This is a genomic window from Rhabdonatronobacter sediminivivens (assembly GCF_013415485.1).
Lineage (GTDB): Bacteria > Pseudomonadota > Alphaproteobacteria > Rhodobacterales > Rhodobacteraceae > Rhabdonatronobacter > Rhabdonatronobacter sediminivivens.
This window is the reverse complement of record NZ_JACBXS010000036.1, coordinates 22,771-33,932: the sequence shown is the minus strand read 5'-3', so window position 1 is coordinate 33,932 and position 11,162 is coordinate 22,771. Positions and strand designations below refer to the sequence as shown.

Annotated in this window: 8 protein-coding genes; 6 read left to right on the top strand and 2 right to left on the bottom strand. The window is 68.0% G+C overall.

Annotated elements, in window-relative coordinates; genetic code table 11:
• Positions 1-2,224: glycosyltransferase (locus tag HUK65_RS14620; protein WP_179907019.1), on the bottom strand; the 2,224-nt coding region annotated here is incomplete at its 3' end.
• A 241-nt stretch (positions 2,225-2,465) separates the two neighbouring features.
• Between HUK65_RS14620 and HUK65_RS14615 the strand changes: the two genes are divergently transcribed.
• The 6 genes from HUK65_RS14615 to HUK65_RS14590 all read left to right on the top strand — a co-directional run bounded on the left by HUK65_RS14615 (position 2,466) and on the right by HUK65_RS14590 (position 10,226).
• On the top strand, positions 2,466-3,236 hold the full coding sequence (locus tag HUK65_RS14615) for a hypothetical protein (RefSeq protein ID WP_179907018.1): 771 nt from the start codon (positions 2,466-2,468) through the stop codon (positions 3,234-3,236).
• 112 nt (positions 3,237-3,348) lie between these two features.
• On the top strand, positions 3,349-6,402 hold the full coding sequence (locus HUK65_RS14610) for a hypothetical protein (protein WP_179907017.1): 3,054 nt from the start codon (positions 3,349-3,351) through the stop codon (positions 6,400-6,402).
• Positions 6,399-7,223, top strand: coding sequence for an inositol monophosphatase family protein (locus tag HUK65_RS14605; RefSeq protein ID WP_179907016.1), 825 nt, complete (start codon positions 6,399-6,401; stop codon positions 7,221-7,223). Before HUK65_RS14610 ends, HUK65_RS14605 begins: the two co-directional genes overlap by 4 nt.
• Entirely contained in the window at positions 7,135-8,676 is a 1,542-nt protein-coding gene (locus tag HUK65_RS14600; protein ID WP_179907015.1) for an N-acetylneuraminate synthase family protein, read from the top strand. Before HUK65_RS14605 ends, HUK65_RS14600 begins: the two co-directional genes overlap by 89 nt.
• A gap of 5 nt (positions 8,677-8,681) precedes the next feature.
• Positions 8,682-9,422 carry an acylneuraminate cytidylyltransferase family protein gene (locus HUK65_RS14595; RefSeq protein WP_179907014.1) on the top strand — a complete coding sequence of 247 codons (741 nt, stop codon included), beginning with the start codon at positions 8,682-8,684 and terminating at the stop codon, positions 9,420-9,422.
• 84 nt (positions 9,423-9,506) lie between these two features.
• On the top strand, positions 9,507-10,226 hold the full coding sequence (locus tag HUK65_RS14590; RefSeq protein ID WP_179907013.1) for an acylneuraminate cytidylyltransferase family protein: 720 nt from the start codon (positions 9,507-9,509) through the stop codon (positions 10,224-10,226).
• 46 nt (positions 10,227-10,272) lie between these two features.
• Here HUK65_RS14590 and HUK65_RS14585 read toward each other — a convergent pair whose 3' ends face one another.
• On the bottom strand, positions 10,273-10,932 hold the full coding sequence (locus HUK65_RS14585; protein ID WP_179907012.1) for an FkbM family methyltransferase: 660 nt from the start codon (positions 10,930-10,932) through the stop codon (positions 10,273-10,275).
• Between the last annotated feature and the right edge of the window lie 230 nt (positions 10,933-11,162).

Here is an 11,162-nt window from a genome sequence, read left to right as displayed (position 1 = left end):
GCGGATGGGGCGCGGGGGCGGCGGGGACCTCCCAGCCCGAAAGGTCGATGATATTGTGCCAGTCCTGATCCGACAGGGTGATATGGGCCAGTTCCGCGCCATGGTGGCGGTGCAGCGCGTCACGCACCAGCGGGCCGATGGGGTGCCAGACCGCGCCGGGGCCGAATTGCGCGCGCAGCACCCGGGCGCAATCGGCCAGGTGGTAACGGCGCCGGGCGTCGAAGCCGTAATCGCTCATGGGGGGTTGGTTGATGATGACGCGGATGGCGCGGGCGCGGATGCGTGGCAGGAAGCGCTGCGGATACCACAGCACCGACGGGTAGCGGATCACCAGCAGATCGCAGGCGGCCTCCATCCCCGAGCCCAGCAGCACCACCCGTTCGCCGTCGATCTCGGCCCGGATTTCGGGCTGGAGGGGGCGGTCGATCTGGTCGAAGTCATAGCGATACATGGGCAGCACCCCGGTGCGGAGGCCATGGGCGCGCTGGCAGGCCAGTTCCTGCGCGTTGGACATGTTGCTGCCGCCGCGCAGCCGGAAATCCGAGGCCAGGATGACATCGAAATGCGCCGTTGGAGTGGGGGCGGGGGCAGAGGGCGTGGCGGCCAGTGCGGGGGCGCGCAAGGGCAGCGGCAGGGTCTGCGGGCGGGCGCGGGCCAGCGCGCCGGGGGCGGCGTCCTGCACCTGGCGCAAAAGCGCGGGATGCAGGGCGGGGTCCGGCAGGGCGGCCTCGGGCAGGGCGGTGGCGGGGGTGTCGCCCAGCAGGTCCGGCCCGCCCGCCAGCGGGTGGATGGCCAGATCGCCGCAACTGGCGCGGATGCGGGCCAGCAGATCCTCGGGCGCGCCCAGGGGCAGATCGGCCCAGCCACCAAAGCCCTGGCGCAGGGGGCGGCGGCGCAGCAGGGCGCTGAACGGGTCCGGGGGCGCGGGGCTGTCGGCGCCGGGGGGCAGGGGGATGCGCAGCTCGGCATCCAGCACGGCGCGGGTGGGCAGGACCCCCAGCCGGGCGGGGTCCGCGGCCAGGGCCTGGGCGGCGCGGGCCAGCCAGTGGGGCAGGGGCAGATCGCCCGCGCGCAGCAGCGCCACCGCCTGCCCGCGCGCCGCCGCCAGCCCCCGGGTGGCCGCCGCCAGCACCCCGGTGCCGGGGGGCAGGGACAGCACGCGCAGGGGGTGCGCCAGCCCATCGAGCGGCGGCAGGGGCGCGCCGCTGGCATCCAGCAGCAGGATCTCATCCGGGCGGTGGTGCTGGTCCAGCAGGCCGCGCAACGAAAGCAGCAGCCCCGCGCCCGGCGCGGCGGGCAGGCTGTCTTCGGGCCGGCCAAGCACGATCATCACCGAAACCCGCGCCAGCCTGCGCCGGGCGAGGACGGGGATGGATGCGGGGGCCGGGATGGAGGGGGCGGCCGTGGAGGGGGTTGGGCCGGATGCGCTGGCAGAGGATTCGGGCGCGGCGGGGTCCGCGGCCTGTGGCGGGATGTGGCCCGGCGCCGCGGGCGGAACGGCATGGCCCTTGGCCCCGGGGGCGGGGCGCAGCCCGGCGCGCGCGGGCACCGCCCCCTGCGGGTCAAGGCGCAGCGGGGGCAGCCCCTGGGCTTCCAGCGCGCGGTTGAGCCAGTGCAGCCGGGCCTTGGGGGTGGGGGCCCGGGCGGTGCAGAGCAGCAGCGCCTCGGGGGTGGTGTCGCTGGCCCGTTTGGCCCCCTCGGTTGTCCGGCCCGTATCGCCCTGGCCCAGTGGCGCCGGTCCCTGGGCGAGGATCCGGGCGGCCATCTCATGGACCCGGGCCTCGGCACTGCCGGGGGCGGGATCGGGCGCCAGACGCTGCGCCAGCGCCACCGCCAGCACCCGCAGGGCGGGCTGCATCGCAGGGGGCAGGGCGCCGCCCTGAATGCCACCCTGGCCGGCGGCGGCGATGGCATGGGCGGCCTCGGCCAGGGTGGGGCGGGGGTCGATCACGGTAGGGGGGTCGGTCTCCTCCAGCGCCATGCGGGCCAGATAGAGCCGCGCCAGCGCCCGTTGCGCGGGGTTGCGTGAGGTCGCCGCGACCGCGGCCAGCTCGGTCTGGACGGGGGCGGTGAACCCCAGCTCATCATGCTTGCGGCGCAGGGTCTCCAGCGCGCGCAGCGGCGCGGGCAGAGGGGCGCGGTTGCGCCGCCGCGCCAGCCCGAAGCGCAGCACCCGCAGCAGCCGGAAGGGCGAAAACCGCCCCGGCGATCCGATCGTCCTCATCCCGCCGCCGCCATGGTCTGCCCCGCCTCTGCTGCTTTGCGCCCTTGTCGCATGGGCCTGTCGCCCGTGCTGCCTACTTCCTGCCCCCTGCCGGGCAGGGGTGCAAGAGGGCGTGCCCCTTGAACCGGACCTGCAATTTCAGGACAGGCTTTGCAAAACCGCGTGCGCGCGGCCACAATGGCCCCTAACATGTGCTGAAACTGCCCGCGCGCCCCAGATGCCACAAGAGGCCCGTTCCGCGATGACCCAGCCGCCCCAGGACAGCCCGTCTCCGGATGCTGCGCCCGAAACGCCCCCTGCTTCCGAAACGCCCCCCGCCCCTGAGACGCCCGCCTCCGATGCTGCCGCTTCCGACGCCCCCGATGCCCCCGCGCCGGACAGTGCAGGCGCCGCGTTCGAGCTGACCTTCCCCGCGGCCGAGGCCGCCCATCTGCGCGCCGCCCAGGCGGGGGCGGGGGTGATCCTGGAATATGGCTCGGGCGGGTCCACCTGGGTGGCGGCGCGGCTGCCCGGCAAGATGATCTTCAGCGTCGAATCCGACCGCGCCTGGGCGCTGCGGCTGCAACTGGCGCTGGACCGTGCGCGCCTGCCCTCGCCGGTGGTGGTGCATCATGTCGATATCGGCCCCACCGGCGCCTGGGGCCGGCCGCGCAGCGATGCCGCCTGGGCGCAGTTTCACCGCTACCCGCTGGATATCTGGGATCAGCCCTTCTTTCGCCACCCCGATCTGGTGCTGATCGACGGCCGCTTCCGGGCCGCCTGCCTGGCCAGCGTGGCGCTGCGCATCACCCGCCCGGTCACGGTGCTGTTCGATGACTATACCGACCGCCCCGCCTATCACACCGTGGAACGCTTCGCGCAACCGGTGCGCACCATCGGGCGGATGGCCGAATTCGCCCTGGTGCCGGGGATGATCGGGGCGGCGGATTTGACCTCTGTCATTGGTTTCTATGCCCGCGCCAGCTATGCAGGCAAAGGCTCGACAGATTACGGAGAACCGGCTACAGCCTGAATATTGTTCATGCTGCAGTGCAGTAACAGATTGAGAGACAGGCGCGGACCGTCCGGCGCGGTGGCGGGGCCGCACAACACGACAGCACAGGGTCTGTCGGAGGGGTCAGACGGTGGATATTTCCGAACAACTGGAAAAGATAAAGAATTCCAAGCACCTGCACAAGAGCTGGTATCGCAGCACCTATCCCGAGGTGAAGGCGCAGGGCCTGGACCCGGCCGAGCATTACCTGACCGAGGGCGCGCAGAAAGGGTATAACCCCGGCAAGTTCTTCGACACGGCGCTCTATGTCTCGCGCTACCCGGATGTGGCCACCAGCGGGCTGAACCCGCTGGTCCACTATGAAGTGATCGGTGTTGCGGAAAACCGGATCATCAACCCCGCCAAGGCCGCGAGCGAGGACCAGAAGGCCCGGAAGGCCACGGAAGCCGCCCGCCGCAAGGAGGCCGAATCCGTCCGGAAGACCGCCATTGCCGAAGCCCGCAAGGCCGCTGCCGAGGCCGCCACCAAGGCCGCCCAGGAGGAGATACGCAAGCTCAAGGCCACGCTGAAACCCGGCCCCGCCACCCCGCCGCCCGCCGCCCCGCCCGCCGCCGCTCCGGGCCAGAGCACCGCCCTGGACCGGCTGTCGGCCAAGGCCCGTGCGGCAGCGAAGAAGGGCGACTGGCTGGAGGCCTCGCGCCATTGGCAGCACGCGCTGGCGCTGCCTGCCGAACCCTATGTCGGGCTGAGCCAGGCGGCGGCGGAAATGGGCGATCTGGCCCGCGCCGATGCGATCCTGCGCGACGGTCTGGCCCGGTTCGAGGCCAACCCCCTGCTGCTGGAGGCCTGGTGCCGGCTGGCGCTGAAGGCCAGACGCTGGAGCGATGTCGCCCTGCGCTGGCAGATGATCGAGGACAGCGGCGCCCTGGTGGAGCCGAAGCTGCAGCTTTCGGTGGTCGAAGCCTTTGTCCAGCTGGGCGACCTGCCCCGGGCCGAGGCCCTGGTCGAAGGGCTGCGCGCCAGCCATGATGCGGATACCGGCTTTCAGCGCGCCGACGGGCTGCTGGCCGAAGCGCAGGGCGATTGGGCCCGCGCCGCCGATATCTGGTTGAAGCGCGGGCTGAAGGCCACCGGCGTGGCCAAGACCAGCAGCTATCTGCGCGGCGTGCGCGCGCTGGTGCAGGCCGGGGATCCGGACGCGGCCGAAGAAGAGGCCAAGCGCCTGGTCACCAAATTCCCGCGCGAGATCGCCTATCTGAAGCTGCATTCCGAGGTCGCCATCGCCCAGGATGCCTGGGCCGTGGCGCTGGAGCGCTGGCAGAAGGTCGAAGCCATCGACCCCACCGAGGCCGGGGCCATGCCGCCCGAATGGGTCTATCGCATCGGGGTCGAAAACGCGCGCGCGCGCACCGAGGCCATCCGCATCGGCCGGCTGCGCGCCACCGGCATGTTGACGCTGGCCACCACCGTGCAATCGGTGGACGAGGCCGGGGCGCTGCTGTTTGCCCGCCGCGCCCGCCGCTTCTACCCCGAGAATGTCCGCGCCATGGTGGCGCGGCTCCTGTCGGCGAATACCCGCCATTCGGCCTCGATCTGGTGGGTGCGCAAGCTGCTGGAAAGCGCGCCGGAGCCGCGCATCTATTTTCCCTCGCTGGTGCTCTCGTTGCTGGAAAGTTCGCGGCTGGAGGACTGCGAGGAAGTGCTGGAGACATACACGGCCCGCTACGCGCGCGACACCTTGTGGCTGCGCGCCATGATCGAAATCCATTACCGGCGCGGCGATTTCGCCGCCATGCGCGATGTGATGCAGGCGGCGGTGACGCAGAAACTGCCAAAGAGCATCGAGACACTGCGCGTCACCCGCTGGATCTATGACCTGATCCGGCTGCACCCCGCGCCGCAATCCTTCCTGCCGCAGGAAATCCACGAGCTGCTTTTGCGCATCGCCACGCTTTATGACGGCAAGTTCCTGTCCGATTCCATCGGCATGCTGCTCAATCCCGCGCAGGGCGATGCGGTCGCCGTGACCCATGCCGCCCGGATCGCCGAGACCGCCGCCCAGGGGCTGGAGATGGACCCGGTGCAGCAAGAAGAGCTGCTGCAGTTCTTCATGCGCCGGCGCGACTGGGAGCAGGTCGAAGCGCTGCTGGCCCTGCCCGCCCCCGGCGAGCTGACCGACGCGAACGTCAGGAAGGTCTGGAACGTCATCCGCAACAAGATCGACATCATGCTGGGGCGCGCCGATGTCGCCGGGGCCGAGGCCGAGGCCACCGCCTTTCTGGACCAGCTGGCGCAGAACGACCTGGACGGGTTCGCCATGTCGCTGACCACGGGGCTGCTGTTCCGCCTGCCGCTGTCGGCGGGCGTGGTCGCGCGGTTGCTGGCCTGTGCCGAACGGCTGGGCTTCACCCAGATGGCCGAGCGTATCGGCGACTGGCAGCAGCGCCATCTGGGCTTCGATGCGGGCACCACCCTGAACCTGGCCGGGCGCAAGCGCTGCTTCATCGTCGGCAATGCCCCGTCGATCGCCGATCTGCCGCTGGGCGCGCTGGCGGGCGAGGATATCTTCTGCGTCAACCGCGGGATGCGGGCGCTGGATGTGGGCCTGCCGCAGCCGAAATACCTGGTGGTGGCCGATCCGCTTGTCTACAAGAACCACGCCGGGGAGATCGACGCCGACGGCGCCTCGGTCGAGAAATTCTTCGTCGCCTCGAACTGCCTGTGGCGCAAGCCGCCCACGGTGCCCGCGATCCCGCTGGGGTCTTCGGGGCTGAAGCTGTCGCTGGCCCCCTTCCGCCATGCGCCGCTGCATTTCCACCGCGGCGAGACCGTGGTGGTGCTGGCCGCGCAGCTGGCGCATCTGATGGGCTATTCGGAAATCTACATCATCGGGGTCGATCTGGATTATTCCGGCGCGGTGACGCATTTCTACGGCGGCGGCCGCAAGGAGACCGAACGGCTGGCCAATTTCCGCCCCGGCGGATCGGGCACCGAGATGGTCAACCTGGCCTTTGCCAATCTGCAGAAGGCCGTCGAAAGCGATGGCTGCCGGCTCTACAACGCCTCGCCGGGGGGCAAGCTGGACATGCTGGAGCGGGTGGATTTCTTCGACCTGCTGGGGCTGGAAAAGCCGCTTGATCCCCCTCCGTCCAAAGCTGACGCCGAAAGGAATGCCGCAGAATGACGCCTCCGCCCCCCGCCGCCCCGCCCCCTGCTGCATCGACCGCCGCCGCATCGACCGCCGCCGAACCGCGCCTGCAGGCCGACACCCTGCCGGATCTGGCGCAGACCCGCGCCCTGATGGCGGGGCTGATGGATCTGGTGCGCGCCAACATGGAGCGCATCCAGGCCAGCCGCTATGACATCACCATCAAGCCCGATGGCAGCCCGGTCACCGCCTCGGACGTGCTGATCGAAACCCTGATCCATGACTATCTGGCCGCGCGCATCCCCGATGTCACCTTCGCCGGCGAAGAAACCTTTTCCGCCGAGACCGACCTGACCAGTGCGGGCTATTACGCCATCCTGGACCCGATCGACGGGACCGAGAATTTCTGTTCCGGCCTGAAGGAATGGGGCGTGTCCTTCACGCTCTGGCACGGGACAACCCATCTGGGCAGCCTGCTGTATCTGCCCGAACTGAACGAACATCTGATGACCGGCGATACGCTGGTGCCCATCCGGTCGCGCATTCGCGGGTTTTCGTCATCCATGTGTGATGAAATCCTGCAAGGCATGGCCGAGACCCGCGAAAGCCGCCTGATGGGCTGCGCGGTGTATAACCTGTATAATGTCGTGCGCGGGGCCTTTGCCCGTTTTACCAACCCGCGCGGGGCCTATTCCTGGGATCTGCTGCCCGGGCTGATGCTGGCGCGCGAACATCATTGTGATATCGAAGTTGAAGGGAAACCCTATCATGGCGAATTTCTCGAACCGGGTCGAAAGTATCGCGTCGACATTCGGCACCGATACGATCTTCATTCTGGGCAAGGGACCGTCGGTTGACCGGATCAACCCGGCGCTTCTGTCCAATGCGCTGGTGATCGGGCTCAACGATGCCGAACGCATTGCGCCCTGCGACATCACCATCTTTCATGACGGCTGGGTGCATGAGGCGCTCAAGGCCAGCGGCTGGCGCTCACGGCTTTATGTGACCCCGCAGGATATCGCCCCGCCGCGCGGCGATGTGGCGCACGCGCGCCATGTGCGCGGCGATCAGGAAGGCACCGACGTGATGATGAGCCGCCTGGTCACCGACACCCCGGGCGAGGATTTCGTGATCGAGGATGTGCTCTTTGTCTCGGCGCTGCGGCTGGCGCGCCTGATCGCGCGCCAGCGCGGGCGCACCCAGACGGTCTATATGCTGGGCTTCGATTTCGCCGCCACCAAGGGCTATGCCCATGCCATCGACCATGATTACGCCCCCACCGAGACCGGCGAGCGCATGGCCCGCATTTCCCCGCAGGAATTCTATTTCATCAACACCCTGTACATGCTGCGCGACAGCGAGGTGGACATCCAGCATGTGGGCGACCGGGCGTTTTCCGGCCTGACCCCTGAGGAGCTGAACACCCGTTTCCTGCCCGAACTGGACAGCGGCACCGACACCGACCCCGACCGGGTGCTGGTCACCGCGGAACTGACCACCAACCATTTCGGCGACCGCAACCGGCTGGAACGCATGGTGCGCGCCGCCCGCGCCGCAGGGGCCGATTTCGTCAAGGTCCAGAAGCGCGACGTGGAAAGCTTCTACCCCAAGGAGCAGCTGGACGGGAAATATGTCTCGCCCTTCGGCACCACCTTCCGCGATTATCGCCACGCGCTGGAACTGAGCCAGGAAGATTTCGAATTCCTGGACCGGCTGTGCCGTGATCTTGGCATCCGCTGGTTCGCCTCGGTGCTCGATGAACCCTCGTTCCGCTTCATGCAGCAGTTCGAGCCCGAGCTGGTCAAGCTGCCCTCGACCATTTCGGAACATACCGACTATCTGGCCCATGTGGCGAACACGTACAAAGGCGGGATCGTGCTGTCCACGGGCATGACCGACACCGCCTATGAACAATGGGTGCTGGAGACCTTCACCAGTTGCGACCGGCTGTATCTGATGCAGTGCAACTCCGCCTATCCCACGCCGCTGCATGATTGCGACATCGGCGTGATCCGCCATTACCGGGATCTGTCGAAGGCGCACCCCCATATCGTCCCGGCCTATTCCAGCCATGATTTCGGCGCCCTGGCGTCAACCCTGGCGGTGGCGGCGGGCGCGCGGATGGTGGAAAAGCATGTGAAGCTGGGCAATACCGAATGGGCCCATTTCGATGCCGTGGCGCTGGATCTGACCACCCGCGAATTCGCCGATTACGTCGCCGCCATCCGCGAGGCCGAGGTGATCATCGGCTCGGAGGAGAAGCGCGTGAACGAGAGCGAACACCACAAGTATTTCCGAAAGGCAGGGTAAGCGGCATGAGTGAAAAGCGCGCGACGATCGCGGCATTGATGATCGGGCGGGGGGGAAGCTCGCTGAAAGACAAGAACATCCTGCCGGTGCTGGGCCATCCGCTGCTGCATTGGGCAGCGGCGGCGGCGCGGCGCAGCCGCCATATCGGCCGTTACTACATCAGCAGCGATGACGAGAAGATCCTCGATACGGCGGCACAGGCCGGGTATGCGAAGATCCGCCGTCCCGATGAACTGGCCAGCGACACCGCGCAAAGCTGCGATGCGGTGCGCCATGCGCTGAAGGTGATCGAGGCCGACGGCCCGGTGGATATCGTGATCGTGCAGCATGCCAATGTCGGCACCATATCCGAACAGATCATCGACGATTGCATCGACCAGCTTCTGGCGGATGCGAGCCTCAGTTCCGTGGTGCCCAGCCATGAACACAACGAATACCATCCCATGCGCGCCAAGGGCGTGACCGACGAAGGCCTGCTGAAACCCTTTGTCGATACCGGGGCGCCGGTCTCGGCCAACCGCCAGGACCTGCCCACCTGCTATTTCTTCGATCATTCCATCTGGGTGCTGCGCGCGGATGCGATCCGCACGCCGGGCGGGCAGGGGCCGTGGGATTGCATGGGCACCCGGATCAAGCCGTATCCGACCAAGGGCTGCCTGGATGTCCACAGCCTTGAGGACCTCAAGACCACCGAGGACTGGATCCGCGAGAACGGCATACCTTACCCGGACTTCCAGGCCCCGTGACGGGTCCGCGTGATCGCTGCGCCCCGGCCGGGGTTTGCCTGCGCGGGGTGCGCCCCATGACTGCAGCAACGGGATACCGCACGCATGACTGACACAGGCAGGGTCATCGCCCTGATCCCCGCCCGCGCGGGCAGCGAGCGGGTGAAGCAGAAGAACACCCGCCCCTTCGCCGGCTTCGACGGCGGGTTGCTGGAGCTGAAGCTGAACCAGCTTGCCCGGGTGCCCGAGGTCTCGGAGATCATTGTCTCGACCAATGATCCCGTGGTGCTGGACTATGCCACGCAGTTTGCCCGGGACCATGACCGCCGCGTGAGTCCCATCGAACGCCCCGATGAGCTGGGCGCGTCCTCAACCCCGATTAGCGCCTTCATCCGCTACGCCGCGACCCTGCGCGAGACCGGCGTGATGATGATGACCCATGTGACGCATCCGTTCCTCACCGCGGCGGTGTTTGCGGACCTGATCGCCGCCTGGCGGGCGGCCGAAGCGCGGGGCCATGACAGCCTGGTCACCGTCACCACGCTGCACAAGTTCATCTGGGATGAAAACGGCCCTTACAATTACGACAACACGGTCGAGAAATGGCCCCGCAGCCAGGACATCAAGCCGCTGTTCGAGATCAACCACGCCGCCTATCTGATGCCCTTCGCCCGGATGCGCGCGGTCGATGACCGGATCGGCACCAACCCGTATCTGCATGACATGCCCGAACGGCTGGTCATGGATATCGACTGGGAGGACCAGTTCCACCTGCTCGAAGACATTGCCCTGGCGCGCAAGGCGCGGGGGATCAGCCTGCTCTAGCCCCCCTGTGCCCGGCCTGCACCCTGCGCGCCCACGGGGGGCGCGGTCATGCGGGATGGGACAGGCCGCGGATCGCCAGCGTGTCCTTCCAGCCCTGAATGCAGCCATAACCGTTCTGCCTGCTCCAGTCCGAAAACGCCTGCCTGTCGGCGTCGCTCAGGCTCAGGGATTCGAAATGGATCACGGCGGGGCGGACCTCTCCCAGCGACAGGATGACCTTGACGTCCCAGCCCTCGCAATCGACCTGCAGCACGTCGATATCCGTCATGCCGTGGCGGGCCAGCACATCCGACAGCGGCGCCATGGGCACATCGATGGTGTCCAGGCGCCGCTCGGCCTCGTCGATGTCCACCTTCATGCGTCTGGCAATACGGCGTCTGAGCAGATCCCGGTCCGGGGAGAACAGGATGGTCGGGCTGCGGCCGTCCCGGGCGGTGTAATCGTCCCAGAACGCGCGCTTCAGGGTATGCAGGGACAGCGTGCCGTGGTCCGGGCCGATGGCGATGTTCTCGATCATCAGCTTGCCGCGAAAGGCGGCGTAATTGTCGCGCAGCGCCGCGATCAGCCAGGGCTGGGGTTCGATCAGAAGGGCCTCGGCCCCATGCGCCAGAACATGGTGATGTATCGGGTCTTCCAGCTTGCCGTCATTGGCACCGACCTGCACGAAGCGCAGCTTGCCCCGGGTCGCCAGGGATGCGATGGCCACATCGAGCGCGGATGGCGCCGAAGCATCCGTCTCCTTCGAAGGGCTTCGCGTGTCTGCGGGTCTGTTTTTCCTGCTGTCTGCAAAGCCGGTCATTGCACGGGTCCAGTCTTCCCTTGTGGCCGGGCACCCCACCGTGACGCTGGCAGTTTCGGCGGCCCGGCCTGCAGGTTATCCGCAACTGCCGGGGGCGAGAACCGCAAATCCACCCGAGTGGGTCACTTCTGCAGGCA